Annotated in this window: 25 protein-coding genes; 14 read left to right on the top strand and 11 right to left on the bottom strand. The window is 41.4% G+C overall.

The window, feature by feature from the left end:
• Positions 1–451 precede the first annotated feature (451 nt).
• The gene (locus tag FTU39_RS11160) at positions 452–1,021 is read right to left on the bottom strand and encodes a peptidylprolyl isomerase (protein WP_180052190.1); all 570 of its coding nucleotides are present in this window, start codon (positions 1,019–1,021) and stop codon (positions 452–454) included.
• Positions 1,022–1,119: 98 nt separating this feature from the next.
• Here FTU39_RS11160 and FTU39_RS11155 point away from each other — a divergent pair, with 98 nt between their 5' ends.
• Positions 1,120–1,791, top strand: coding sequence for an acetoacetate decarboxylase family protein (locus FTU39_RS11155; protein ID WP_180052189.1), 672 nt, complete (start codon positions 1,120–1,122; stop codon positions 1,789–1,791).
• 40 nt (positions 1,792–1,831) lie between these two features.
• Here the strand turns inward: FTU39_RS11155 and FTU39_RS11150 are convergent, their stop codons facing one another.
• Positions 1,832–2,905 (bottom strand): alpha/beta hydrolase, encoded by a 1,074-nt coding sequence (locus FTU39_RS11150; protein ID WP_180052188.1) that lies wholly within the window; start codon positions 2,903–2,905, stop codon positions 1,832–1,834.
• Between the two features lie 220 nt (positions 2,906–3,125).
• Between FTU39_RS11150 and FTU39_RS11145 the strand changes: the two genes are divergently transcribed.
• The 5 genes from FTU39_RS11145 (at position 3,126) to FTU39_RS11125 (ending at position 8,437) form a co-directional block, all read left to right on the top strand.
• Positions 3,126–3,590, top strand: coding sequence for a hypothetical protein (locus FTU39_RS11145; protein ID WP_180052187.1), 465 nt, complete (start codon positions 3,126–3,128; stop codon positions 3,588–3,590).
• Positions 3,591–4,156: 566 nt separating this feature from the next.
• Complete coding sequence (gene grpE, locus FTU39_RS11140; RefSeq protein ID WP_256732321.1) at positions 4,157–4,729, top strand: nucleotide exchange factor GrpE; 573 nt, start codon at positions 4,157–4,159, stop codon at positions 4,727–4,729.
• 121 nt (positions 4,730–4,850) lie between these two features.
• Positions 4,851–6,785, top strand: a complete 1,935-nt coding sequence (gene dnaK / locus FTU39_RS11135) for a molecular chaperone DnaK (RefSeq protein WP_104852793.1) — start codon at positions 4,851–4,853, stop codon at positions 6,783–6,785.
• Between the two features lie 219 nt (positions 6,786–7,004).
• Positions 7,005–7,919: a matrixin family metalloprotease gene (locus FTU39_RS11130; protein WP_180052186.1), complete on the top strand. Its 915-nt coding sequence runs from the start codon at positions 7,005–7,007 to the stop codon at positions 7,917–7,919.
• A 140-nt stretch (positions 7,920–8,059) separates the two neighbouring features.
• Positions 8,060–8,437, top strand: coding sequence for a hypothetical protein (locus tag FTU39_RS11125; protein ID WP_162164695.1), 378 nt, complete (start codon positions 8,060–8,062; stop codon positions 8,435–8,437).
• Between the two features lie 70 nt (positions 8,438–8,507).
• Here FTU39_RS11125 and FTU39_RS11120 read toward each other — a convergent pair whose 3' ends face one another.
• The 4 genes from FTU39_RS11120 to FTU39_RS11105 form a co-directional block, all read right to left on the bottom strand.
• Complete coding sequence (locus FTU39_RS11120; RefSeq protein ID WP_004969803.1) at positions 8,508–9,794, bottom strand: lytic murein transglycosylase; 1,287 nt, start codon at positions 9,792–9,794, stop codon at positions 8,508–8,510.
• Between the two features lie 697 nt (positions 9,795–10,491).
• The gene (locus FTU39_RS11115) at positions 10,492–11,613 is read right to left on the bottom strand and encodes a 5-(carboxyamino)imidazole ribonucleotide synthase (protein ID WP_180052185.1); all 1,122 of its coding nucleotides are present in this window, start codon (positions 11,611–11,613) and stop codon (positions 10,492–10,494) included.
• 14 nt (positions 11,614–11,627) lie between these two features.
• Positions 11,628–12,140: a 5-(carboxyamino)imidazole ribonucleotide mutase gene (gene purE, locus FTU39_RS11110; RefSeq protein ID WP_004969800.1), complete on the bottom strand. Its 513-nt coding sequence runs from the start codon at positions 12,138–12,140 to the stop codon at positions 11,628–11,630.
• A 225-nt stretch (positions 12,141–12,365) separates the two neighbouring features.
• Entirely contained in the window at positions 12,366–12,707 is a 342-nt protein-coding gene (locus tag FTU39_RS11105; RefSeq protein ID WP_004969799.1) for a DMT family protein, read from the bottom strand.
• Positions 12,708–12,948: 241 nt separating this feature from the next.
• Here FTU39_RS11105 and mpl point away from each other — a divergent pair, with 241 nt between their 5' ends.
• Positions 12,949–14,319, top strand: coding sequence for a UDP-N-acetylmuramate:L-alanyl-gamma-D-glutamyl-meso-diaminopimelate ligase (gene mpl, locus FTU39_RS11100; protein ID WP_180052184.1), 1,371 nt, complete (start codon positions 12,949–12,951; stop codon positions 14,317–14,319).
• Between the two features lie 214 nt (positions 14,320–14,533).
• Positions 14,534–15,619 carry a zinc-dependent alcohol dehydrogenase family protein gene (locus tag FTU39_RS11095; RefSeq protein WP_180052183.1) on the top strand — a complete coding sequence of 362 codons (1,086 nt, stop codon included), beginning with the start codon at positions 14,534–14,536 and terminating at the stop codon, positions 15,617–15,619.
• A gap of 161 nt (positions 15,620–15,780) precedes the next feature.
• Here FTU39_RS11095 and FTU39_RS11090 read toward each other — a convergent pair whose 3' ends face one another.
• Positions 15,781–16,062, bottom strand: coding sequence for a GNAT family N-acetyltransferase (locus FTU39_RS11090; RefSeq protein ID WP_004969793.1), 282 nt, complete (start codon positions 16,060–16,062; stop codon positions 15,781–15,783).
• Positions 16,063–16,460: 398 nt separating this feature from the next.
• Between FTU39_RS11090 and FTU39_RS11085 the strand changes: the two genes are divergently transcribed.
• The 4 genes from FTU39_RS11085 to FTU39_RS11070 all read left to right on the top strand — a co-directional run bounded on the left by FTU39_RS11085 (position 16,461) and on the right by FTU39_RS11070 (position 20,127).
• Positions 16,461–17,426: a TerC family protein gene (locus FTU39_RS11085; protein WP_104852786.1), complete on the top strand. Its 966-nt coding sequence runs from the start codon at positions 16,461–16,463 to the stop codon at positions 17,424–17,426.
• A 161-nt stretch (positions 17,427–17,587) separates the two neighbouring features.
• Complete coding sequence (gene guaD / locus FTU39_RS11080) at positions 17,588–18,928, top strand: guanine deaminase (RefSeq protein WP_180038204.1); 1,341 nt, start codon at positions 17,588–17,590, stop codon at positions 18,926–18,928.
• A gap of 217 nt (positions 18,929–19,145) precedes the next feature.
• Positions 19,146–19,673 (top strand): hypoxanthine phosphoribosyltransferase, encoded by a 528-nt coding sequence (hpt, locus tag FTU39_RS11075; RefSeq protein WP_180044402.1) that lies wholly within the window; start codon positions 19,146–19,148, stop codon positions 19,671–19,673.
• A gap of 196 nt (positions 19,674–19,869) precedes the next feature.
• The gene (locus FTU39_RS11070; protein WP_004969785.1) at positions 19,870–20,127 is read left to right on the top strand and encodes a GlsB/YeaQ/YmgE family stress response membrane protein; all 258 of its coding nucleotides are present in this window, start codon (positions 19,870–19,872) and stop codon (positions 20,125–20,127) included.
• A gap of 174 nt (positions 20,128–20,301) precedes the next feature.
• Here FTU39_RS11070 and FTU39_RS11065 read toward each other — a convergent pair whose 3' ends face one another.
• Positions 20,302–20,949 (bottom strand): DsbC family protein, encoded by a 648-nt coding sequence (locus FTU39_RS11065; protein ID WP_373683485.1) that lies wholly within the window; start codon positions 20,947–20,949, stop codon positions 20,302–20,304.
• A 168-nt stretch (positions 20,950–21,117) separates the two neighbouring features.
• Entirely contained in the window at positions 21,118–22,119 is a 1,002-nt protein-coding gene (gene dmeF / locus FTU39_RS11060; RefSeq protein ID WP_179996592.1) for a CDF family Co(II)/Ni(II) efflux transporter DmeF, read from the bottom strand.
• Positions 22,120–22,176: 57 nt separating this feature from the next.
• Here dmeF and FTU39_RS11055 point away from each other — a divergent pair, with 57 nt between their 5' ends.
• Positions 22,177–22,443: a metal/formaldehyde-sensitive transcriptional repressor gene (locus FTU39_RS11055; RefSeq protein WP_004969779.1), complete on the top strand. Its 267-nt coding sequence runs from the start codon at positions 22,177–22,179 to the stop codon at positions 22,441–22,443.
• A 103-nt stretch (positions 22,444–22,546) separates the two neighbouring features.
• On the top strand, positions 22,547–23,734 hold the full coding sequence (locus FTU39_RS11050) for an MFS transporter (protein WP_171287397.1): 1,188 nt from the start codon (positions 22,547–22,549) through the stop codon (positions 23,732–23,734).
• Positions 23,735–23,850: 116 nt separating this feature from the next.
• On the opposite strand, the gene FTU39_RS11045 is transcribed toward FTU39_RS11050, so the two are convergent.
• Positions 23,851–24,186, bottom strand: coding sequence for a DUF1622 domain-containing protein (locus tag FTU39_RS11045; protein WP_180052182.1), 336 nt, complete (start codon positions 24,184–24,186; stop codon positions 23,851–23,853).
• A gap of 320 nt (positions 24,187–24,506) precedes the next feature.
• Positions 24,507–25,862: a tRNA uridine-5-carboxymethylaminomethyl(34) synthesis GTPase MnmE gene (gene mnmE / locus FTU39_RS11040; RefSeq protein ID WP_178319448.1), complete on the bottom strand. Its 1,356-nt coding sequence runs from the start codon at positions 25,860–25,862 to the stop codon at positions 24,507–24,509.
• Between the last annotated feature and the right edge of the window lie 63 nt (positions 25,863–25,925).

Here is a 25,925-nt window from a genome sequence, read left to right as displayed (position 1 = left end):
TCAAACTCTTCAGTTAAAATCATTTTGAAGCTTTAATCTAAACTTCCAAATCTGGCTCATCAATTTTCTGACTTAAATTTCGCTCAAATAAACTTCGAGTAATTTAAACCAATCAATCAATGAAATAATTTCGATCAATCAATCAGTAAAAATCCACACAAGTTGTTCTTCATAATCTCTTAATGATCTTAATTTCTGCCTCGTCAGCAGAAATTTTAACGCAAAACACTTCTAACAACTCAACCCTGTAAGCTAAGTTCGTAGGCTGTTTCGCGTCGGGATGGGTGCATTATAGGGCAATTTCCTACACGTGCAAGTGCTTTTAACTGCTTGTTTTCACGAGTGTTGGATTTTTACGCACTATTTTGGTTCAAAAACACACAAAACTCGCACTAACCCTATAATTTTAAATTAAAAACATGTTTTTCATATTTTTGCAATCTAAATCCGCTTATTTTGTTGAGGCAGCCTCTTTCACTTTCACACTGAGTATTTTTACCGCTTGTTTCGGTACATTTTGATGCATGCCATAGTTGCCTGTTGGTACTTTTACAATTTTATCGACAACATCCATACCTTTAGTGACTTGACCAAATACCGCATAGCCTGCGTTACGTGGACTTCGATTTAAGAAATCGTTATCTACCACATTAATAAAGAATTGGCTGCTGGCAGAATCAGGATGATTCATACGTGCCATCGCCAAGGTACCACGGGTATTTTTCAATCCATTACTTGATTCATTACGAATGGTCGCTTTGGTTGGCTTTTCTTGCATATTGGCATCCATACCACCGCCTTGCACCATAAAGCCTGGGATAACACGATGGAAGATCGTACCGTTATAGAAGTTTGACTTGGCATAGTTTTCAAAGTTCTTTGCAGAAACTGGGGCTTTGTCATTAAACAGTTCGATTTCAATATTGCCCATGCTGGTTGTCATTTCTACCACGGTGTTGGCTGCCATCGTATTGAAGCTGATAAGCATTGCTGCCATGGTAAACATACTTTGTTTTAACATTTGCTGACCAATCCATCTGTGTTGTATTTGCATTGCATCTATATTAATAAGATTATGCGAATAAATCAGTGGTTATTTTTTATCACGCTGGAAAACTTATGTATAAAAATAATTCAGATCAGAGCCGACTGTGTCCAGCACCTTGGCAACTTCAAGGTGAAGCCTATATTTTAAATTATTGGCTCAGCCCACAATTTTTAAAACAGGCACAACCTTTTGGCTTAACACCTTCTTTTTTAGGACGTCTTGTTCAAGTCATGTGGGTGCGTTATCACGCTAGCCCCATTGGTGCTTACGATGAGCTGCTGATTTTAGATCATCCTTTATTTAGGCAGCGTCGTTTATCTACTATTCCTAAAATTTTCGTTTCAACCGAGTCTTCTGTGCAACACGGACAACAACTTTGGGGCATTCCTAAACAACTGGCAAGCTTTGATTGGAATATTCAAGATCGACAGATAAGTTGCAAAATACAACACGCAGATTTGCAACTCGCCATTCAACTTGAAAAATGTAATAAGCAACACGGCTTTTATATTGATAGTCGCTACATCCCTGCTGCACTTTTAAAAATTCAGCAAACATGGCAAGGGAAATCCTATCAATTTAATCCTTCTTTTCGCGGCAGATTAATTCCACTCAAATATACATCTTGGCAATCGAATCCAAGTTTGATTCCTGATTTTAATCAGGCACGCTTCATCAACGGTTTTTACGTACCTGCATTTGAACTAATTTTTCCTGAAGCCAAAATTCATTCCAAGAAATAAAGTTCCACGTGAAACAAATTGAACCCAGATATACAGATTTTTAATGGCGAGGACGATCCCAAAACTTTCTAAAGTTTTTACACATTTCAATGCTGAGTTTTTTAGCACGGCTCGACACAAAACTCAGGTTAATAAAGCCATGTGCCTGATCTAAATATTCAACATACTTAGCCGTCACCTGATTTTGACGCAATTTATGTGCATAAATTTCAGCTTCATCGTGCAGCACATCATGCCCTGCTGTGACCACAAAAGCAGGCGCTAGTTTCTTCAACTTTCCAAAAGTTGGAGAAATAATCGGATCATCCAAAGCCACTTGGTGCTGCGTAGCGTAGTGATGCGTCACGAAATCTATATCTTGCTCTGTGAGCACCAAGCCATCTTTATAGGCAAAAAATGAAGGGTGTCGGCTTTTAAAATCCAATGCAGGATAAATCAGGAACTGCGCCTCGGGTGCATAGGCACTGTGTACACTACGCTGCGCAACCACTGCCGCAATATTACCGCCTGCGCTATCACCTGCCACCGCAATACGGTTTTTTAAAATTTTCATTTGACGACGATGTTGATAAGCCCACGCCAAAGCCTCTTCACACACCTGAATAATCTGCTGTGGACTGGCTTCAGGTGCAAGCGGATACGCCACACTCAACACTTGCGCATTGGCATGCACTGCCATCAAACGGCAGAATTCATCATGGCTGTCTAAACCACCCACCACAAAACCACCACCATGATAAAACACAATTAAAGGCAGTTTTTTATGCGGTGCAGGATGATAATAACGTGCTGCAATATCACCACTGGGTAAATTTAAGCGAACCTCTTCCACACGCTTGACTGCTGTTGGCGTACTGGCAATAGATGCAATTTGACGGTCAAATTGCTGTCTGGACTGAATTGGGTCTGCACCAATAAAACCAACTTTACCTTGCTTTAATTGTGCCGCCATCATGCATTTAATAAATGGATCAAGGTCTGGATAATGATACGGATAACCCAAAGCTTGAGCCAAAGTATGATGTACTCGACTTGGTAACTTATTTAATGCACGTGCAGCAGCACCTTGTCCTTTGTGCAATTTATTTTTGAGAGATGAATTCAAAATTTGCATGCCTGTTCCTTTTTATATGTCTGCATGATTTGCCTAAACGCTTCATAATTTCTTCATGATCAACAGCACAGTGACCATTTTGTTATACAAGTGCTTCAATCGTTATACACATTCAAATTACCTATACGCTACCCTGCTTTTATGACGCTGTCATTGACACTATTGCAGTCTATGTTTGATGTTTCAGACAAATTCACCTCATCAGCTCAGGAGGCAGAGCATGACTAAAAAATTAATCTTACTTTCATGTGCGACTGCTTTTTTAGCCGTAGGTTGCGTAGTCGTGCCTGACGAAGGTTACTACGATGGACGATATGAGCCACGCTATGATGATCATCGACGTTATGACAATGATCGGCAGCGTTGGGAATATCAACAAGGTAAAAATCGGGTTGAGTTAGAGCGTCGTAAACGTGAACTAGAACGTCGTGAATGGGAACAAAAACGACAACAGCAATTACAGCAACAACGCTATGAACAAGAGCGACAACGTTTAGCAGAGCAGCGTAAACGCTTATCGGAACAGCAGCGTAAACAGCTTGAGCAAAAGCGTAAGCAGCAAATTGAAGCTGAACAAAAAAAGCGTGAGGAAGCACGTAAACGCTGGCAACAACAACGTGATGCACAACAAAAGCGCTGGCAGGAAAACCGTAAAGACCGTGAACAACGACGTGATCGTGATTGAGTCTTGCAGCAAAGCAAAACAAATGAGGTAAAAAAAGGGCTTATTCAGAAGTTAGATAAGCCCCGAAAACACATTTAGCAATACACAAGAAACTACAGCGATATAGCATCTATGCGCAAAGAATAAGCAGTGTTAGGTTTTGTGTAAAATATATAATTACTCTCGATTAAGCTGTTTTAGCGATTAATCAACCAAAACTTAAAAACTCTAATCATACGCATGCACAATATAGTGAACAAACACCCAGTCGAATCCTGTTGATAAAACAGTGTTTTTAGCTATCTCCGTAATAAAAGCACTGGTTTAGCTGAATAATCAGCTCCCTATTACCATACTTTTTTAAACAAAAAAATATTATAAGTTTCAAAGTTTAATTTGCTTCATTCATCCGCCGACATCTTGATTCAAAATGTATTTTTTTGACCAAATTTCATGGCAATGAAAATTAATCTACTGGCACGCTTGAATTTTGCCTGCCCTGCCCCGATTTCTTAGCTAATTACGAACTTCTCTAACCATGGCAGTTCAGCAATAACGCAGTTAGCACTGACGCCAAAGGACTGTACATGTTTAAAAACCCATTTAAACGGAGTAAATCAATGGCAACTGAGCAGAACGAACAAACTCAAGACCTTGAGCAAGAGCAGACGGAACAACAAACAGCGCAAGATACTGAGCAAGCAGAAGTTTCCGTTGAGTCTTTACAAGAACAACTGAGCAAACTTGAAGAAAACCTAAAATTGGAAAAAGCACGTACTGCCAATGCAGTTTACGAAGCGGAAAAAACCAAAGAGCGTTTAGAACGTGAAGCAGATACAGCTAAAAAGTTTGCTTTAGAAAAGTTTGCTAAAGAATTATTGGATTCTGTAGACAACCTTGAGCGTGCTATTGCCGCCAATGGTGATGAAAAAACTGCCTTGTCTGAAGGTGTGGAACTGACCTTGAAATCATTACTGACCACTTTAGAAAAGTTTGGTGTGGTGGTGATTGATACAGCCAATGGTTTCAATGCAGACCTGCATCAAGCCGTAGGGATTGATCCAAATGCAAAAGCCAATGAAATTGGCAACGTATTACAAAAAGGCTACACCTTACATGGTCGCTTACTCCGCCCTGCAATGGTGATGGTTGGCGCTTAAGCCTTATAAAATCGAGAGTTGATAAAAAATTTTCATCTAAACAACTTGAAAAATTTTGATTGGCTCTCATATCGAATAACAAGTGAAAACATTGCAAAAGAATTTTTGAGGAAACATCCAAATGGCTAAAATCATTGGTATTGACTTAGGTACAACTAACTCATGTGTAGCGGTACTTGAAGGCGACAAAGTTAAAGTAATTGAAAACGCAGAAGGCGCACGTACAACTCCATCTATTATTGCTTATAAAGATGGCGAAATTCTTGTAGGTCAATCTGCAAAGCGTCAGGCTGTAACTAACCCGAAAAACACATTATTCGCAATTAAGCGTTTGATTGGTCGTCGTTATGAAGACCAAGCGGTACAAAAAGACATTGGTCTTGTGCCTTACAAAATCATCAAAGCAGACAATGGCGATGCTTGGGTTGAAGTGAATGACAAGAAACTTGCACCACAGCAAATTTCTGCAGAAACTTTGAAAAAGATGAAAAAGACTGCCGAAGATTATTTGGGCGAAACAGTTACTGAAGCCGTGATTACTGTACCTGCGTACTTTAACGATGCACAGCGCCAAGCAACCAAAGATGCGGGTAAAATTGCAGGCTTAGAAGTTAAACGTATCATCAACGAACCAACTGCTGCTGCGCTTGCATTTGGTATGGACAAGAAAGAAGGCGACCGTAAAGTTGCTGTATATGACTTGGGTGGTGGTACTTTTGACGTATCGATCATTGAAATTGCAGACCTTGATGGCGACCAACAAATTGAAGTGTTATCAACCAACGGTGATACCTTCCTTGGTGGTGAAGACTTTGACAATGCCTTGATCGAATACTTGGTTGAAGAGTTCAAAAAAGAGCAAAACTTCAACTTGAAACAAGATCCATTGGCATTACAACGTCTGAAAGAAGCGGCTGAGAAAGCAAAAATCGAGCTTTCATCTTCAAATGCGACTGAAATCAACTTGCCATATATCACTGCAGACGCAACAGGTCCGAAGCACTTGGTGATGAACGTGACTCGCGCCAAACTTGAAGGTTTGGTTGCTGATTTAGTCGCTCGTACCATTGAGCCATGTAAAGTTGCGCTACAAGATGCAGGACTTTCAACTTCTGACATCTCTGACGTGATTTTGGTGGGTGGTCAATCACGTATGCCACTTGTACAACAAAAAGTACAAGAATTCTTTGGCAAAGAGCCACGTAAAGACGTAAACCCAGACGAAGCTGTTGCAATTGGTGCAGCAATTCAGGGTGCCGTATTGTCTGGTGACAAAACTGACGTATTGCTTCTAGACGTAACTCCGTTAACGCTTGGTATTGAAACTATGGGTGGCGTGTTGACGCCAATCATTGAGAAAAACACCACGATTCCTGCGAAGAAGTCTCAAGTGTTCTCAACAGCGGCAGACAACCAGCCTGCAGTAGACATTTCAGTTTACCAAGGTGAGCGTAAAATGGCTCAACAAAACAAATTGTTGGGTAACTTCCAATTAGGTGACATTCCACCAGCGCCACGCGGTGTGCCACAAATTGAAGTTTCGTTCGACATTAACGCTGACGGTATCTTGAAAGTGTCTGCAAAAGACAAGAGCACAGGCAAAGAACAATCGATTCAAATTAAAGCAAACTCTGGTTTGAGCGATGCTGAAATTGAAGCGATGATTAAAGATGCTGAAGCAAATGCTGAAGAAGACCGTAAGTTTGAAGAACTTGCAAAAGCACGTAACGAAGCGGATGCTTTAGTTTCTTCTGCTCAAAAAGCAGTAAAAGACCTTGGTGAACAAGTGACTGCCGATGAAAAAACTGCGATTGAAACAGCAGTGACTGAGCTTGAAGCCAGCACTAAAGAAAATGATGTAGATGCGATCAAAGCGAAAACTGAAGCGCTTCAAAACATCATCATGCCAATTACGCAACGTGCGTATGAAGCTGCACAAGGTCAAGGCGGTGCACAAGGTTTTGACCCGAATGCATTCCAAGGCGATGCAGGTCAAAAAGCCGATGATGGCGTAGTCGATGCTGAATTCACTGAAGTCAAAGATGATAAAAAATAATTTGTCGCTTTAACGCACATCAAAAACCGCGCTGCAAGCAATTGCAGCGCGGTTTTTCTTTTCGATATCCATACACTGACTTCAAGATTTAAATGAAAGAGCACAGACAATTGGACGCTCAACCGAGTACAATAGATAAAATGATGCTCTAACTGCAAATAGATTGAGTTTCTGCCCTACTTTCGGCTACAGTAAACCCAAAAAAGGATGCCGCTAGCAATGCGTTTGTTTCTATTGGGTGCAATCATACTGTTTTCTATCTTGCTGATTTATCAAAATATTCAACATCCTCATACACGACACAATACTGCACTAGATCATTTAAAACATCCTTTAGATACTCGCTTACGTTATCGTATTGCTGAAGTCGATCCGCGTTTTGGCTTAAGCCATGCCGATTTACTACAACTGAGTCAGGAAGCCACCCATATTTGGAAACAAGGGACGGGACAAGATTATTTTGTATATGACCCGAACGCCAAGCTCGCCATTCACTTGATTTATGATCAACGTCAAGATGAATCAAACCAACGCCAACAACAACTTACAGCCATTGAACAACGCCAACAACACTGGAACAATCAAAACCAAAATATTCAAGCACTAAAACAAGAAATTGCAGATAAAAATCAACAACTTGATGCAAAAAAAATGCTATTTGAACAACAACTTGAACAATACAATCGTCAAGTACAGCAAATTAACCAAAGTGGTGGGCTACATCCTTCGCAACAGGAAATTTTTGCAGCCAAAAAACAAGAAATCCAGCAACACATGTGGAGTTTAGAACACGAAATAGCGCAATTTAATCAGCAAATTAACCAGCTCAATCAACAAGTCGATGCCCTCAATCAACTTAATCAAGACATTGATGTATCCATCCAGCAATTTAATGCACGTTTTCAACCACGTTTATTTGATAAAGGCAGCTTTGATGGTCAGGCCATTCGGATTTATGAGTTTCAATCTAAAGATGATTTACGTCTAACTTTGGCGCATGAATTTGGTCATGCTTTGGGTTTAGCACACCATAACGACCCTTATGCCTTAATGTATCCAATGCTAAAAGATCAGCAGTTGCAGAATTTCCAACTGCGCCCTGCCGATCTCGATTTACTCCATGCACAGCATTGAGCAATCTGGCAAACTGAAGTGACTAAAACACAAAACTCCCCTCACCCTGTACGATAGTTGCATATCCATTACACGTGCAAAGGCAGCAAATTTACTCATTTCATGTTATTGTGAAGGCTCTGTATAACCCTGAACGATCTGTGGAGATTCATGTGAGTTACTACCATATCCTGATTGAAGTAAATGACCACATCAGCACGATTGAACAAAGCCGTGATATCGAAATTTTTGATATTGTTGAGCTTCAACCTTGTCTCCACTCGATTTTATTGCCGTATTTTAATGAGCAAGTGATTGAACTTGAAGATGAAAATATTGAATACAAAGATATTTTGCATCTTGAGGTTAGACAGACCTTATTACCAATTGAACACCTGATTGAAGAAGAACAGCGTTTGCTGCCAAGTGATACCGACATCACCATTTCAGCTTATGAAATTTTTAATAACAAAGAATTAAGCCAAGATGTCACGACTGTGATTTTTGATTTGCTTGAAGCAGTGAAAATTGAACCTTAATCCCCTGTTTTAAGACAAAAATTAAAAAGGTCTGCACATTTGCAGACCTTTTTAATGCAATCACAACAACTTATTGCATCATTTGTTTGGCCGCTTCATTACGAAACGCTCTTAAAATTTGCTGCCCTGCCCGACCTGTTGCAGCCAAGCCGAGTCGAGTCTGTTCCTGACGAATCGCTTGACGGGTTTTGTCGCCAATTAAACCATCCACTTCACCAATGTCATAACCACGGCTTAACAAAAAGCGTTGAATTTCACGGCGTTCTGCGCGGGATGTACCTGCATCATCGGTTGGCCAAGCGGTGCGGAATGCAGACTGCCCCATTAAACGATCTGATAAATGCGCAATCGCTAAGGCATAACTTTCTGCTGCGTTATAGCTATAAATGGCATCGAAGTTTCTAAACACTAAGAATACAGGGCCATTCGCACCTGCAGGTGCCATCAAGCCTGCCTGACTACTGCCCGATAAATTGCCCTGAATTAATGCCGAACCATCTGCACGAGTCAACCCACGATTAACCCAACTGCTGAGGGATTTTTTATTGCGTCGCCCTTCACCACTCAAAGACATGCCTGCAGGCACTTTGACTTCAAAGCCCCACGGCTGCCCTGTTTGCCAGCCGCGACGTTTTAAAAAGTTAGCGGTGGAAGCCAAAGCATCTGGAATACTAGATACTAAGTCACGGCGACCATCACCATCAAAATCGACCGCCAACTCATCATAGGTCGATGGCATAAACTGAGTATGCCCAAACGCCCCTGCCCATGAGCCTTTTAATTGTGATTCAGTGACATCACCACGTTGCAATAAACGCATGGTGGTAAAAAACTCACCTCGGAAATAGCTTTGACGGCGTCCTTCACAGCTCAAGGTACCTAGCGCTTGCAATAATGGATAGGATCCTGAAATCGCACCAAAGTTACTTTCTACACCCCAAACCGCCACTACGGTTTCTGCAGGTACGCCATAGGCTGCTGCAACACGATTGAGCACATCACGGTGCTGTGCCAATTTCTGCTGTCCTGCCTGCACGCGCTCATCATCGACCAAGCCTGAGAGATAATCCCAGATTGGCGTAGAAAATTCAGGTTGGTAATTTAAACGCTCAATGACTGAATAATCTGGACTGAGATTTTGAGTATAGCGATCATAACTGCTACCACTCACCCCTTTGGCAATGGCTTGGCTGCGTAAATTGGCCAAACAACTTTGAAAATGGTTTTGTGGTTGAAAATTTGCAGATGTACTGACCGTTGGTGTTACGGTGACAGATTTTCCATTGATAATTAGTTCTGCCTGAACCTGAGTAGCTGCCATTGCAGCTGTCGCAAAAATCACAGCGAAACGATGCATAATACCCTTTGATGTGTTTTGAATTTAAATCTTGGCTTTACCATAACACCTTCAGCCACAGAGATCAGATGAAAATCTGTAACTTTAAATTCATTTACACAGTTTTAAATTCATTTACACAGTTTTAAATTCATTTTCTCGTTTTAAATTTAAAACACTTATCCACAAGTACAGCATCTCACATTTTTAAATTCAAAATCACAACACATGATAAGACTTTTAAATTTAAAAGTTTAAATTCAAATTAAACCAACCCAAGTTACCCACAAAACACGACATTCACTGCATATTTACGATGTATTGCTTTGAATTTAAAAGTAGCTTTTTAAATTTAAAGATCAAAAGAGCCGCTACTTTATTTAAATTCAAAACTGCAGATCTATCTTTAAATTCATTTCTGATATTTAAATTCAAAGTTGAAGCATCGCTTTAAATTTAAAACGCGCTATTTGAATTTAAAGTTTTGAATTCATAATTATCATCTGTTTCCCATCAGACTTGTGCGCATTTTTATTTTAAGTATTGCTTTGCTACGGTGATGGTTGCTTATTCAGCCTGATCTATCTTAATCAACCTAAAATTACAGCGTCAATCCTAGACAGATTAACGGTAGAACACCTTAAAAATAGGCAGAATAAAAACGTGAAAGTATAAAAAAGCGCTCATCGTGATGAGCGCTTTGGTGTCATTTTTAAATTTACAAGCTCATATCAGCACTGAGCGCCAATGGATTTGGTAAAATTTTTGCCAATTGGCGGCATAAATCTGTCAATTCAGCGGCATCATTCGGCATTAAAGTAATATGCCCAATTTTACGGCCTTCACGCTCAGTTTTATTGTACAAATGCAAATGTGCGCCATTCAATGCCAACACATCTTCAGTTTTGGGATGCTGACCAATAATATTGACCATCACCGTTGGACGTACCACTTCAGTTGAGCCTAACGGTAAACCTGCTACAGCACGAATATGGTTCTCAAACTGCGAACACACCGCGCCTTCAATTGACCAGTGACCTGAGTTATGCACACGAGGTGCCATCTCGTTGGCATACAAGCCCTTGTCAGTGACAAATAGCTCTAACGTCAACACACCAACATAATTTAAGTGATTGAGCAGGCGAGTGATGTAGTCTTGCGCCACAGGCTGTAAGTCTGCGCTGTTTGGTGCTGGTACAATCGAATGCGATAAAATACCGTTGTGATGATGGTTTTCTGCCAATGGCCAAGTTTTTACTTCACCATTTTGACCACGCACCGCAATAATAGATACTTCACGTGAAAAAGTAACAAAACTTTCTGCAATCAAGCTGCCTGCAGGGCCAAGTTCTGCCCATGCTTGTTCAATCTGATCTGCACTGCGCAGTACAAACTGACCTTTGCCATCATAGCCGCCTGTTGCGGTTTTTAGCACAATTGGCAGACCGAGTTCAGCTACAGCAGCCTGTAAACTTTCCAGCGAGTTGACGGCTTGGTACGGCGCAACAGGAATCGCCAATTCATCAAATAAGCCTTTTTCTAGCAAGCGGTTTTGAGCAATTGCCAAAGCCTGACGTGGTGGATGCAAGTCTTTCTGCTTAATCAATACATCAACATCTGCCAACGGAGTATTTTCAAACTCAAGGCTGAATACATCGGCACTGTGTATAAAATCTTGTAGGCTATTTTCGCTTTTGCTGGCAAAAACCTGACCCAAGGTTGCCGCTGGGCAATCTGGACTGGCTTCAAAAAAGGTACATTGAATATTTAAGGGTAAAGCCGCTTGTGCCATCATGCGACCCAATTGACCGCCACCAAAAATACCGATGGTCTTATCCATAGTAATTGTCCCGCTTAAGCCTGACCTGGAATATTGTTGCTTGAAACTTTCTCAGTTTGCGCGGCACGGAAATTGACAACATTTTGTGCAATCTCTGGACGGGTTAAACCTAAAATTTGGGCTGCCATAATTGCCGCATTGGTTGCTCCCGCAGGACCAATAGCCAATGTACCTACCGCAATACCCGCAGGCATTTGCACAATTGAAAGTAATGAATCGACACCATTTAAAATTGAAGATTTCACTGGCACACCTAAAACAGGTAAATCAGTTTTAGCTGCACACATACCTGGTAAGTGTGCGGCACCACCAGCGCCTGCAATAATCACCTGAATGCCACGATCACGCGCTTGCTCAGCATATTCAAATAAGCGATCTGGGGTACGGTGTGCAGAAACGACTTCCGCTTCAAATGGGACACCAAGCTGCTTCAGCATATTGGCAGTGTGTTCGAGAGTTGCCCAATCCGATTGAGAACCCATGATAATTCCAACGAGAGGAGCGTCTTGTGCAGCGGCCGCGTTCATTACAAATATTCCAGAAACGAAACTAAGGAAAGAGAAATTCAGGCGAGAAAGCCAAGCTTGAATAAGAACTCCACATTATAGACTGATTTTTCGACTTGTTAAAATTGAACACGGCGACTCAACCGACTTTTTTGATTATTTTTATCTGGTTATTTTCTAATAATTAACCACAGGCTCACACCATTGCAGCTACGCGAGCTGTTTAAGCCATGCAAAAGCACCATTTTAAGATGCTCGAAACACAAAATATACGCAGCCACATAAACATAAAGCTGCCCATAAATAATCCAGTTTAAAAGGTTGCTTAAACAAAAAAATCATAAACGGGACAAACACCAATAAAGTCACAACTTCTTGGGTAATTTTCATTTGACCTACCGCCCAGCCATGCTGCGCCAGCAAACGGGTAGCAGGAATCATCAAACTGTATTCAAACAGGGCGATCACCCAACTGAATAAAATAGCCTGCCACAGCGGCGCATCATGTGGTAAAAACTTGAGATGACCATACCACGCCAAGGTCATAAAACAGTTTGCAACCACCAAAAGTAAAAATGCTGAAGACATTGTGTCGTACTATCTTAAAAATTCAGTTTTATTTTACGAGCTATTTGCCATGAAAAATGCAAGAGCAGCAATTTTTTACATCGTTTGGCGCAGATTCAGCGCTGAAAAATCCCTGAAATGAGATACAAGAATCACTATCTTTTCGCCAAAACCCTTGCTATCGTTGCTTCAAATCAAATTAATCACGACAACAGCACAACAGATAAGTGATGTGTCTATAAAAGCAGTGGAGTAAGGCGGAATGCATCTGCATATTTTGGGTATTTGTGGCACATTTATGGGCTCTTTGGCACTTTTAGCCCGTGATTTAGGACATACCGTCACAGGTTCAGACCAAAACGTATATCCACCGATGTCGACCCAACTAGAAAATGCAGGCATTACTTTAATGCAAGGCTATGACCGCAGCCATTTACAACCGCATCCTGACTTGGTGATTGTCGGCAATGCCATGAAACGCGGGATTGATGCGATTGAATACATGCTCAATGCAGGTTTGCCGTATATTTCTGGCCCACAGTTTCTGGCCGATCATGTCTTGCAAGGTAAGCATGTACTGGGCGTTGCAGGTACACACGGTAAAACCACCACCACCACCATGCTGGCGTGGGTGTTAGATCAGGCAGGCTTAGAACCTGGCTTTTTAATTGGCGGCGTTCCGTTGGGCTTTAGCGAAAGTGCACGTTTAGGTGCTGGCAAATACTTCTGTGTAGAAGCCGATGAATACGACTCTGCATTTTTTGATAAACGTTCCAAGTTCGTCCATTACCACCCTAAAACGGCTATTTTAAATAATCTTGAATTTGACCATGCCGATATTTTTGATGATTTGGCTGCAATTCAGAAACAATTCCATCATTTGGTGCGAACCATTCCAAGTGAAGGCCGCATTATTGCCCCAATTACAGAAAACAATATTGATGAAGTGCTGGAGATGGGTTGCTGGACGCCTGTGCTGCGTACTTCGCTCGATGCACAGCCAAATGCAGAACTGTATGCAGAACAACTTGCAGCAGATGGTTCACACTTTAACGTCCTACAAAATGGTGTAGTCAAAGGCGAAGTGCGCTGGAATATGACAGGGCAGCACAGTGTTGCCAATGCTTTAGCTACCATTGCCGCAGCCGAGCATGTCGGTGTTTCAATTGAAACGGCATGTATTGCGCTATCCAATTTTGGTGGGGTCAAGCGCCGTATGGAATTACTCGGCACACCGCGCGGCATTGAAGTGTACGATGACTTTGCCCACCACCCAACTGCCATTGAAACGACTCTCGAAGGTGCACGCAAACGTTTAGGTGAACGTAAATTGTGGGCAATTATCGAACCACGTTCCAACACCATGCGCATGGGCAGTCATAAAGATGGCTTAGCCTATTCGGCTCGTTTGGCTGATGCTGTGATCTGGTATCAACCTGAAGGCTTAGACTGGGATTTACAACCCGTGGTTGCCGCGGCAGATAATCATGCTATGATGGCCAATACTTTGGATGAGATCATTCAAACCATCGTCAGCCAAGCAGGTGAGGGCGATGCAGTCGTGATCATGTCCAATGGTGGGTTTGGTGGCTTGCACCAAAAACTGATGCAGGCATTGCAACACAGCGCTTAAACCATCAATGTCATTTAAAGGCCGTTTTTGAAAAAATACGGCCTTTTTTATATATTATAAATTTATATATTATTTTTAAAAAGCAACGATTTTGCTAATGAACTTGTCATCTTGTCCTGTTACCTTAGAAGAATAACATCCTGCGAGCATGACAATTGCAGCAGGTTGGCTGCTGGATGTCTTTCATCATAATCACTATAGAAGGATAGTCACAATGTCAAAAACAATGAAAGCCATGGTCTATCACGGCGCTAATGATATCCGTTTTGAAGATCGACCTCGTCCAGAAATTCTACAACCGACTGATGCGGTGATTCGCCTGACCAAAACCACAATTTGCGGTACTGACTTAGGTATCTGGAAAGGTAAAAACCCTGAGATTCAAGAGACTGCTGTAGCTAAAACAGGCAATTTTGATGGCCGTATTTTAGGTCACGAAGGTATTGGGATTGTAGAAGAAGTCGGTTCTGCTGTAAAAAACTTCAAAAAAGGCGACAAGGTGATTATTTCCTGCGTCAGCCGTTGTGGTACCTGTGAAAACTGTCAAAAACAACTCTATGCACACTGCCAAAATGAAGGCGGTTGGATCATGGGATATATGATTGATGGTACTCATGCTGAATATGTCCATACTCCATTTGCAGACACTTCTTTATATTTGCTGCCTGAAGGTTTAAATGAAGAAGTTGCGGTTTTCTTGTCTGATGTATTGCCAACTTCACATGAAATTGGTGTGCAATACGGCAATGTTAAACCTGGTGATACCATTGCCATTGTGGGTACAGGTCCAATTGGCATGGGTTGTCTGCTTACCGCACAGTTCTATTCTCCTGCACAAATTATCGCAGTCGATATGGACGATAACCGCTTGGCGATGGCAAAAGAATTGGGGGCAACCCATACTATTAACTCTGCCAAAGAAGATGCTGTACAACGTATTTTAGAGATTACAGGTGGTCGCGGGGTAGACTGCGCCATGGAAGCTGTAGGTGTCGAAGCCACTTGGGATATTTGCCAAAATGTCGTGAAAGAGGGCGGACATATTGCCAATGTGGGCGTACATGGTAAGTCGGTAAATTTTGAGTTAAACAAACTCTGGATTAAAAACCTAACCATCACTACGGGTTTGGTGAATGCCAATACGACAGGCATGCTGTTAAAAACCTGCTGTTCAGGCAAATTGCCTTTAGAAAAACTGGCAACGCACCATTTTAAATTCTCTGAATTTGAAAAAGCCTATGATGTGTTTAAACATGCTTCAGATGAAAATGCCATGAAAGTGATGATTAATTACGAATAATCTTGGCTTAACTATGTTACAAAAAAGCCAATCTACGCGCTGTGGATTGGCTTTTTTGGGCTTTTATAATATTTTCAAGAAAATTTTAGACTGCACGACAGACGAAGTCTGCATGCTGTTTTAATACCAACACATTAGATTATTTCAACGTAGAAAGACTTTTAAGCCACGACATCAGCATATTGTGTATCTGTTTCAAAAGCCGTCTCAATATAAGAGCACACGGGTACAATTTTTAGCTGCTTTTCACGTGCAAAGGCGACCAAAATATCTAATAGCTGACGGGCAACCCCTTGACCTCGTAATGTCAGATCGACCCAAGTGTGATCTGCTAAAATAGTGTGATCATCTTGATATTGATAAGTAATTTCAGCGATATGCCGACCATCTCGTTCAATAAAAAACTCGCCACCGCGTTGGGTTTCTTGATGTTGAATTTGCATAAGTCCACCTATCAAACTAAATCTATTTTTTCAATTTGCCACACTCTTTACGAAATATTGTTCTGAATTTGTACAAATTAAAGTGATTTACCATACAGAATAAATTGCACAACACTTAAAATTATGTAATTCTTTACGCAGATTTAGGCAGCGTCCTAATCCCAAATTATGTTGAACAAGGGGAGTAGCCTCCTCCAAGCGTTAAAATATAACTTTAACGTGTCAGCGTTTCGTCATTACACTTTGCAAAAAGTCGGACGCTGAGCATAGTGCACATACTTGTTGATACAAGTCCGCTCTATGTAGGCAAGACCTTGATCATGTTGTTACAGATGTTTGAAATCATCTGACAACAGGTCAAGGTTTTTTTGTGGCCAGTTGTTGGATGTGGAGATTGTATGGAATCCATCGGCAATTTATGGCTATATCTGGTCTTTTTTGCAATTGTTGCAGTCATGCTCGCCATTGACTTCTTAGGCTTTAAACAAAAAGCAGGCGAATCGGTCAAAGTCAAAACCGCTGCGTATTGGAGTATCGCCTGGGTCAGTGTGGCAGCTTTATTTGGTGGCGGTTTATGGCTGTATCTTAAACACAGCGTTGGGCTAGAAGTCGCCAACACCAAAGTCATGGAATACTTTGCGGGTTATTTGCTGGAAAAATCACTGGCGATTGATAATGTATTCGTTTGGTTGATGATCTTCGCCGCATTCGCCATCCCACCGGGCTTACAGCGTAAAATTTTACTCTACGGCGTACTGGGCGCAATTATTCTCAGAACCATTTTTATTTTTATTGGAGCTTGGTTTGTACAAGAATTCTCCTGGATTTTGTATATTTTTGGCGCATTTTTGGTCTACACAGGCTTTAAATTCTTAAAAGGTCCAGAGCAAGAAGCCAGCAATATTGAAGATATGGCGTTGTTGAAATGGCTACGCAAACACATGCGTATTACCCCAACACTGGAAAAAGATCAGTTTTTTGTGCGCCAAAATGGTGTACTTTGGGCAACGCCATTATTTTTAGTTTTAATTTTGGTCGAAGCATCTGACGTTATTTTTGCCGTGGATTCTATCCCTGCAATTTTTGCCGTGACCACCGATCCCTTTATTGTACTCACCGCAAATCTTATGGCTATTTTGGGCTTACGTGCCATGTTTTTCTTGCTCTCAGGCGCAGCCACTAAAATGCATTATTTGCCGTATGGGCTGGGTTTAATTCTGCTATTTATTGGCTTTAAAATGCTGATGTTAGATGTATTCCACATGCCTATCTGGATTTCACTCGGCTTTATTGTACTCGTACTGACAATCACTGCGTGGTTATCAATTCGACATAGTCGAAAACACCATGAAACCACATTATAAAATTTAACAGTCCTCATCATCGTTGCAAGCCTTCTTTCGAGAGGGCTTTTTTATATCAATTGAGCTAAGTTTTAATTTACCGTACGATAAATTTTATCATACTGCTACAAGCCACATTTAAGGTACAATCTCTTGAAAAAATGAAAAATGTAGGTTGTTTTATGCCATCTCCTGTACAACGCACCGCAATTCGTGGTCGCTTTCTTGATTTCAAAAACTGTACCAGCCAAGCCGATCAAATTTCAGAACAAGTCCGTTATGTAGACGATGGCTTGTTAATTTGCGAACAAGGCAAAATTCAGTGGTTTGGTTCATGGCAAGAAGGGCAGGCACAGCTAAACGCCAACACTGAGTTCCAACATTATCCTGACCATCTCATTGTGCCTGGCTTCATCGACACCCATATTCATTTTCCACAGACTGAAATGATTGGCGCGTATGGTGAACAATTACTGGAATGGCTGAATACTTATACTTTTCCGACTGAACTGCAATTTGCAGATAAAGCCTATGCAGATCAGATTGCACAATTTTTTGTGCAGGAATTACTGAAAAATGGCACCACCACAGCTTTGGTGTTTTGTACGGTACATCCTGAATCGGTAGATGCGTTGTTTGAAGCGGCAGCACAACATCAAATGCGTTTAATTGCAGGTAAAGTGCTGATGGATCGGCATGCACCTGAAGCATTGTGTGACAGTGCAGACTCAGGCTATACAGACTCTAAAGCGTTGATTGAAAAATGGCATGGAAAAGGACGTAATCTCTACGCGATTACGCCACGTTTTGCACCGACTTCTAGCCCTGAGCAACTGGCGCGGGCAGGGCAACTCAAAGCCGAATATCCCGATGTTTATGTACATACCCATTTAAGTGAAAATCACAATGAAATTGCGTGGGTGAAACAATTATTTCCAGAGCAAAATGGATATTTAGATGTTTATCATCACTATGGTTTAACAGGTTCACGTTCGGTTTTTGCGCATTGTGTGCATTTAGAAGAACATGAATGGCAATGTCTGCATCATACCGATTCTGCAATTGCCTTTTGTCCAAGCTCCAATTTATTTTTGGGCAGCGGTTTATTTCCGCTGCATAAAACTTGGGAGCGACAGGTGAAGGTCGGTTTAGGTACAGATATTGGCGCAGGCACCACGTTTAATGTACTGCATATCCTCAATGAAGCCTATAAAGTACAACAACTGCAAGGGGCAAAACTCTCTGCTTTTGAAGCGTTGTATCACGCCACATTAGGTGCTGCCAAAGCTTTGGACTTAGACGATAAGCTGGGGAATTTTAAGGTAGGCAAAGAAGCCGATTTTGTGGTGCTGGATTTAAATGCCACCGCTTTACAACGCTTACGACAACAACGTTCCAAACATCTTGAAGATGCATTATTTGCCCTCATTACTTTAGCAGATGACCGTAATATTCATGCGACCTATATTTATGGACAACGTGCCTACTACCAACCCAATCAAAACTCAGCAGCAGGTGGCTAAACCTGCGCAATCCTCGTATATAAAACCCATCGGATGGGCAATGCTGATACTCGGTTGTGCTTTGTTGTTACGCTCAGATTCTCACTCAGCACAAAAATGATGCTATTTTAACCATGCAAGCACGTGCAACATCGCGCAAGATATATTAAAATTAGCGCATATTTTGGGGTGTTGCAGGTCAACACCTTTTTTATTTTTGCTTTTTAGGTATCTACCCATGACAGTTGAAATGCAGGTTTTGATTTCTGCAGAAGAAATCAAAACAAAAGTTCAGGAACTTGGTCAAAAAATTAATGCTCACTATGCCAATAGCGACAAAGAGTTGGTTTTAATTGGCTTATTACGTGGTTCTGTATTGTTCATGGCAGATTTATGCCGCACCATTCAAAAGCCACATGAACTGGATTTTATGACTGTATCCAGCTACGGCGGAGGTACTGTGTCATCGCGTGATGTGAAAATTTTAAAAGATTTGGATGGTGAAATTCGCGGTAAAGATGTCTTGGTGGTTGAAGATATTATCGACTCGGGCAACACCCTAAATAAAGTGATGGAAATTTTGCAAACCCGTGAGCCAAATTCAATTGAGCTATGTACCTTAATTAGCAAGCCATCACGCCGTGAAATTGAACTTGAAGTTAAATTCATGGGCTTTGAAATTGAAGATAAGTTTATTGTCGGTTATGGCTTAGATTACGACCAGAAATATCGTCATATTCCGTTTATTGGCGAAATTGGCTTATAAAACAAACACGCCTCGCTTAAAAAAAGTGATCGTTTCAGATCACTTTTTTTATGGCTAAAATTTGCATTTCATCTATCTAACAGGACAAAAACACAACATGCTGTAGCATTATTCGACTATTTTCCTTGGGATTTTTCAGCAAAAATAAGTCTGAAACATGATGTAAAACATAAACAAAGATAACAAGGAGCTGCTCATGTGGTCATTAATTGTCGCAATTGTGGTGGGTTTTATTGCAGGTTTAATCGCCCGTGCGATTCATCCTGGAGATGACAAAGCAGGGTTTATTGTCACCACCTTACTTGGGATTGCAGGGTCTTTATTGGCAACCTATGCAGGGCGTATGATGGGATTGTACGGTGATGGTTCTGCCGCAGGCTTTATTGCCTCCATCATTGGTGCGCTGATTATTCTATTTATTTATAATACGTTCATGAAAAAATCGCGTGCTTAAATCCTGTATTAACGACTGTAATTTTTCAGTCAAACATCTTCTCTCTCAATAAAAAAACCGCCTAAAAATTGAGGCGGTTTTTTTATATCTACTTCGCAATCACAAATTTCAGGTTTGCTCCGATACACACTACACAATTTTAGTTGCCAATATCAGATAAAAAATTAGCCGTTCTTAAAGACCAAATTCTTTAAAAATCTGTTCAATTTGTGCCGCAGGATATGCTCCCATAACTTTAAAGCCATTCAAGAAAATAATCGCAGGCGTACCGTTTACACCTAAACGATGCGCTAAAACAATGTTGCGCTCCACAGGGTTGGCACAACTGCTTTGACTTGTAGGCAATTGTGCTTTTGTGATCAGGTTTTCCCAAGCAAGAGCAGGGTTTTTCTCACAATACACCTGTTTAGATGGCGCAACAGATTGCGCTTTTAACGGCAAAATAAAGGTATAGATTGTAATGTTGTCCAGCTTTTTCAGTTCAGCCTCAAGCTGTTTACAATATGGGCAATTTGGGTCAGAAAAGATCGCAATCTGACGTTTTCCCGTACCTCGCACACTTTTGATTGCATCTTGTAACGGTAACTTTTTCCAATCGACACTGTTTTGTTGGATCAATAAATCTTTGGTTAAGTTATGCTGATCCTTTAAACGAATCATTGAACCCGCCAAAATATGTTGTGCATCTTCATTCAAATACACCACTTGACCATCCATAGAGGCACTGTAAATACCTTTCATTTCTGTGGCTTGAATATTGTCTAATTTCAGTTGCGGATGCTGTTGTTTGACATTTTTACTAACCGTTGCAACATCGGCCATGCTCACGGCGCTGCATAATCCCATTAAGGCAGCTAAACTCAATTGTTTAATCATGTGTTTCATCTAAAAGTAAATTTAGCCTGATTCTAAGCTGAAAGCTGCACAGAATTCAGTATTTTTAAGCCAGAATTACGCAATTGCTACAACTCGTTTTTGCTATGCAACGCTTTAGGTTTCACGTGGAACATTCAAGCCTGATGGCGGATTAATTTCTACTGAAATATGCACAATTTCTTCATGAATGGCGAGGGCGGTGCGGACTTGATCTGCGTCTAAATCGTGTGCGGTTTCCAATGCTAAAATACAGGAAAATTTACCCTGTCCGACTTTCCAAACATGCAAGTCTGTGATCATCACACTGACTGGTAACTCTGCAATCACTTCACGAATTTCATCCACCACAGGATGATCCATTTCTGCATCCAGCAATGTTTTCCCTGTTTCCTGCATCAAACCTATCGCCCAACGCGCCACTAAAATTGAACCAACAATACCTAACAGTGCATCTAGAAAATCCCAGCCCCAATATTTACCCGCAATTAAAGCAATAATCGCAAAAATTGAAGTCACCGCATCTGCCACCACATGCATAAAGGCGGCTTTTTGATTCAGGTCATGGCTGTCATGCGTATGCTCATGATGGTGATGGTGATGGTGATGGTGATGGTGATGGTGATGGTGATGGTGATGGTGATGGTGATGGTGATGGTGATGGTGATCATCTTCATGTAATAACCATGCACAAATCAAATTGACCAATAACCCTAAAATTGCAATTGGGATGGCTTGGTTATACTGAATATCGACAGGAAAAAATAAACGCTCGATAGAGTGAATTGCCATAAATGCAGCCACCACCAACAATAAAATGGCGCTGCTATAGCCAGCTAAAATTTCAATTTTCCATGTACCAAAACTAAACCGTGTATCTGCTGCATAATGACGTGCTGCCCGATAGGCAAAATAAGCCAAGCCTAGCGCCAGCATGTGTGAGCTCATGTGCCAGCCATCCGCTAGCAAAGCCATGGAATGAAAAATCCAACCACCCAAGATTTCCAAGAACATCATGACAGCCGTCAGCAAAGCCGCATATAATATTTTTTTCTGCGCCAGCGGATTGCCTTGATCGAATTGATGTGGATGGATACGATGAGAGTGTTGCTGACGCATAATGGGAAATCATTGTTAAATATACTCCCATAGAGTATATAAAATTGAGGTGATGTGTTGGGTCATTTACATACAGATAAGAAAATTTTAAATCGCGTCAAACGCCTACAAGGACAAATTGGGGCAGTAGAACAAGCACTTCACAATCCTGATCATGGCTGTATTGAAGTTTTACAACAAGTCGCAGCCATTAAAGGTGCGGTCAATGGTTTGATGAATGAGTTAATCGAATCGCATTTACGCCATCATGTGATTGGTGATCAATGCGCGATTGATGAACATGAACTGGAAGAGTTTATGAAATTGCTGAAACGCTATGCTTAAACACAAATAGGCTTGACCAGATTCAAGGCTTGTCTTTACACTGAGTGATATTTCTCACTATATGAGACTAAACTCAAGAGTTTAGCCATCAATCGAGTTTTTTATGACTCAATCTCAATCTTGGCATCCTTTCGTGATGATCAGCCTCGCCCTGATTATTGGCACCATGGGCACGGCACTTGCAAGCCCGCTGTATCCAATTTATCAGGAATTGTGGCAGCTTTTACCCAGCCATATCACCTTTATTTTTGTGGCGTATATGCTCGGTTGTTTGGCTACCTTGCTCTTTTTAGGACGTACCAGCAACAGTATCGGCTTCTTAAAAACCTTAGAATTGGGTTTAGTGATCATCACCCTCGGACTGATTCTGTCGATGTTTGCCACCAATGCACTTTGGCTTGCTTTGGGGCGTTTTGTGATTGGGATTGCTTCAGGTCTTATGACTACATCGGCGTTAATTGGCTTAATGTGGAGTATCCCCGAATCACATAAAGCACATGCGCCACAGCTCAGTTCAGTCATTACCGCAGTCGGGTTTGGCTTAGGTCCTTTGCTCGGTGGTGGTGTGGCACAATTTTCAGCAGCGCCTTTGTTTAGTCCATATATTCCTGTCATTTTGGGTGCAGTACTGTGTTTTATTGGATTGTTACGTTTAGCACCGCCTGAATTTACGCCACAAGCCTTCTCGATTGCCCCAAAATTAGAACGCCCAGAACCACGCTTTCATGCAGAATTTTATATTACAGGTTTAACCGCATTCTGTGCCTTTGCTGCCTTTAGTTTATTTGCTTCGCTCTCTCCCTCTTTTGTGCAAGTGATTATTCCGTGGCACGGGCCTTTGGTCAGTGGTTTGGCTATCACCTGTATTTTGCTGATTTCAGCGCTGGTGCAGTATTTTTCCAAAGCCATTCCTGCACAAAAATGTCTAAATTATGGGCTGTATTTGCTGTTATTGAGTTTATTGGTACTCGGTTTATGCATGTATTTACACTGGAGTTTTCTATTTTTTGTGAGTGATGTGCTGCTAGGCATAGGACACGGGTTGGCATTGATTGGCGCTTTTGGCTTAATTCATGCCATGACCAATCTACAGAATCGCGCTGCAGTGATGTCGACCTATTTATTTGTGGGCTATTTAGGCACAATTCTGCCAATTATTGCAGTCGGTTATTTGGCCGATCATTTCGGTTTAACCACCGCCGTACTTAGCTTTTGTGCAGCCATCTGCTTACTGTGTGGCTACATCATTATTTGGTATCGCCAGTTGCAGAACAAACCTGTTTTAGGATGAGTTTTTACCTAAACTAAACGTTAAAATCAGGACAAGGTTTGAATCAGCTGAGTTTATTCAAACCTTGTAGATGAATGGGACTATGTCTTCTGTTTTGATCTCAAACTCAATAGCCATTATTTTTCATTAAGGGCTTGATGTTCTAACTCTTTGGTCAGGAAGTAATTCAAAAAGGTTCGAATCACTGCAATGATCGCCAATTTAATTAGGCTATCTAAATCTGGATCTACCGTGGTGGCTAAAATATCTGCAGCCAACTGAAATTCAAGCGCCGTCGCAAGCCAATCCCCAAAACAATAACGTGCAGTACGCCCCGATTTTAACCGAACCAGCACCCATAAAGTTTTAACTAGACCAATCACCACACAAATCACAGAAATGGCTTCGAGTGACAATTGCAGAAAATGAACCGAAGAAATGAGTATTTCACGTAAAAAAGCCAGTTCAAACATCCAAAAAACCTCCATCAGAGATTTCATCTCGTGCATTTAGGATTGAATTGAGCGCCAATCTTTGATTATTTTCTCATCATAGCTTTAAATGCTGCGGTTTAAAAAAACTTGCGTGATTATTGATGGGTTTTCATAAAGGTAAATTGAAATGTTTAAACATGACATGGGTTAAATCGGGTTTGTAACAAAAGAGACACTAAACATTATCAAATAGGCTGATTTTTATCAGCTGACCAACCTAAAATAGGATAATAAAAAAGCACTAAGCCACTAAAACTTAATGCTATTTTCATATCAAATCAGAAAGTAATCGCTAAAAATCATTTCCCAATACAAAACGATCCAAAAATCTTGCCCAACAAATCATCTGCAGAAAAATCACCAGTGATCTCACCCAAAGCATTCTGTGCAAGACGTAACGACTCGGCTACTAATTCCCCCGCATGATAGACCACCAACTGCTCACGTGCTTCAGCCAAATACTGCTGCGTGCGCTTCATTGCGTCTAAATGACGGGTACGTGCAATAAAGGTATCTTCTTCAGGCTGAAAGCCTGCATGCGCTGTAATCGCCTCTATGAGCGATTGAACACCTGTTTCTTGTTTGGCCGACACAGTAATATGTCTAAACCCTTTAAAATCTGAAATTGCAGCTTGTACACCAGTTAAATCACATTTATTGCCAATCAACATCAAACGCTTCGGTTCAATATGTTCCGCAAAATAATGCTGTGCCAATTGCAACGGATCTTCGTTTTGGCTCAAGTCATAGACCAATAACAATAAATCTGCCTGTTCAATTTCTTTAATCGCACGGCGAATCCCTTCCTGTTCCACAATATCCCCTGTTTCACGCAAGCCTGCAGTATCAGTCAGGGTAATTGGTAAGCCATTCAGGGTAATTTTTTCATGCAATACGTCACGAGTAGTCCCTGCAATATCGGTCACAATCGCACGTTCAATACCCGCCAAGGCATTGAGTAAGGAAGATTTACCTGCATTCGGTTTGCCCGCAATCACCACCTGCAGACCTTCACGCAACAATTGTCCCTGACGCGCAGATTGTTGCACAGCAGTCACCGAAGCAGCCACTTCATCCAGCAAATTAAGGATTTTCCCATCGGCCAAAAAGTCAATTTCTTCTTCAGGAAAATCAATAGCAGCTTCAACATGCAGACGTAAGTGAATTAACTGTTCCAGCACGGTATTCACTTTGGTGGAAAAAGCCCCTTGCAGGGAACGTAGAGCAGAACGCGCAGCGGCTTGTGAAGTGGCATCAATTAAATCGGCAATGGCTTCGGCCTGTACCAAATCCAGCTTGCCATTTTCAAAGGCGCGCATCGAAAATTCACCCGCTTTGGCAGCCGTTGCACCGAGTTCCAGTAAACGTGCCAACAGCGCATTTTGAATCACTGGGCCACCATGCCCTTGTAGTTCCACCACATCTTCGCCAGTAAATGAATGAGGATTGGGGAAACAAATCACCAAACCTTCATCCATGACTTCATTGGCTGCATCGTAAAACTGGCGAAAACCTGCGTAACGTGCTTTGGGTAAGTCTTTTTGGGTCAAGGCTGCGGCAATCGCATAGGCTTTGGATCCCGACAGGCGAATCACCCCCACACCACCACGGCCAGGTGGAGTCGCGATTGCGGCAATGGTGCTGCGGTTATACATAAAATTCACCTAAAATTTTCAAAATATATGCAAAGAAAAATCCGCCTAAGATTACCATCTTAA

It is taken from the genome of Acinetobacter sp. YH12099 (assembly GCF_013419195.1).
Lineage (GTDB): Bacteria > Pseudomonadota > Gammaproteobacteria > Pseudomonadales > Moraxellaceae > Acinetobacter > Acinetobacter towneri.
The sequence above is the reverse complement of the archived record's forward strand: the minus strand, read 5'-3'. Positions and strand labels throughout refer to the sequence as shown.

Bases quoted from the DNA above. Each gene is read 5' to 3' on its own strand.
- FTU39_RS11130 (WP_180052186.1), top strand. From the start codon at position 7,005: ATGCGTTTGTTTCTATTGGGTGCAATCATACTGTTTTCTATCTTGCTG.
- guaD (WP_180038204.1), top strand. From the start codon at position 17,588: ATGCCATCTCCTGTACAACGCACCGCAATTCGTGGTCGCTTTCTTGAT.
- FTU39_RS11095 (WP_180052183.1), top strand. From the start codon at position 14,534: ATGTCAAAAACAATGAAAGCCATGGTCTATCACGGCGCTAATGATATC.
- FTU39_RS11150 (WP_180052188.1), bottom strand. From the start codon at position 2,905: ATGCAAATTTTGAATTCATCTCTCAAAAATAAATTGCACAAAGGACAA.
- FTU39_RS11155 (WP_180052189.1), top strand. From the start codon at position 1,120: ATGTATAAAAATAATTCAGATCAGAGCCGACTGTGTCCAGCACCTTGG.
- FTU39_RS11085 (WP_104852786.1), top strand. From the start codon at position 16,461: ATGGAATCCATCGGCAATTTATGGCTATATCTGGTCTTTTTTGCAATT.
- FTU39_RS11050 (WP_171287397.1), top strand. From the start codon at position 22,547: ATGACTCAATCTCAATCTTGGCATCCTTTCGTGATGATCAGCCTCGCC.
- mnmE (WP_178319448.1), bottom strand. From the start codon at position 25,862: ATGTATAACCGCAGCACCATTGCCGCAATCGCGACTCCACCTGGCCGT.
- hpt (WP_180044402.1), top strand. From the start codon at position 19,146: ATGACAGTTGAAATGCAGGTTTTGATTTCTGCAGAAGAAATCAAAACA.
- purE (WP_004969800.1), bottom strand. From the start codon at position 12,140: ATGAACGCGGCCGCTGCACAAGACGCTCCTCTCGTTGGAATTATCATG.
- FTU39_RS11105 (WP_004969799.1), bottom strand. From the start codon at position 12,707: ATGTCTTCAGCATTTTTACTTTTGGTGGTTGCAAACTGTTTTATGACC.
- mpl (WP_180052184.1), top strand. From the start codon at position 12,949: ATGCATCTGCATATTTTGGGTATTTGTGGCACATTTATGGGCTCTTTG.
- FTU39_RS11115 (WP_180052185.1), bottom strand. From the start codon at position 11,613: ATGGATAAGACCATCGGTATTTTTGGTGGCGGTCAATTGGGTCGCATG.
- FTU39_RS11160 (WP_180052190.1), bottom strand. From the start codon at position 1,021: ATGTTAAAACAAAGTATGTTTACCATGGCAGCAATGCTTATCAGCTTC.
- FTU39_RS11065 (WP_373683485.1), bottom strand. From the start codon at position 20,949: ATGGCCGATGTTGCAACGGTTAGTAAAAATGTCAAACAACAGCATCCG.
- FTU39_RS11070 (WP_004969785.1), top strand. From the start codon at position 19,870: ATGTGGTCATTAATTGTCGCAATTGTGGTGGGTTTTATTGCAGGTTTA.
- dnaK (WP_104852793.1), top strand. From the start codon at position 4,851: ATGGCTAAAATCATTGGTATTGACTTAGGTACAACTAACTCATGTGTA.
- FTU39_RS11045 (WP_180052182.1), bottom strand. From the start codon at position 24,186: ATGTTTGAACTGGCTTTTTTACGTGAAATACTCATTTCTTCGGTTCAT.
- FTU39_RS11090 (WP_004969793.1), bottom strand. From the start codon at position 16,062: ATGCAAATTCAACATCAAGAAACCCAACGCGGTGGCGAGTTTTTTATT.
- FTU39_RS11145 (WP_180052187.1), top strand. From the start codon at position 3,126: ATGACTAAAAAATTAATCTTACTTTCATGTGCGACTGCTTTTTTAGCC.
- dmeF (WP_179996592.1), bottom strand. From the start codon at position 22,119: ATGCGTCAGCAACACTCTCATCGTATCCATCCACATCAATTCGATCAA.
- FTU39_RS11120 (WP_004969803.1), bottom strand. From the start codon at position 9,794: ATGCATCGTTTCGCTGTGATTTTTGCGACAGCTGCAATGGCAGCTACT.
- grpE (WP_256732321.1), top strand. From the start codon at position 4,157: ATGTTTAAAAACCCATTTAAACGGAGTAAATCAATGGCAACTGAGCAG.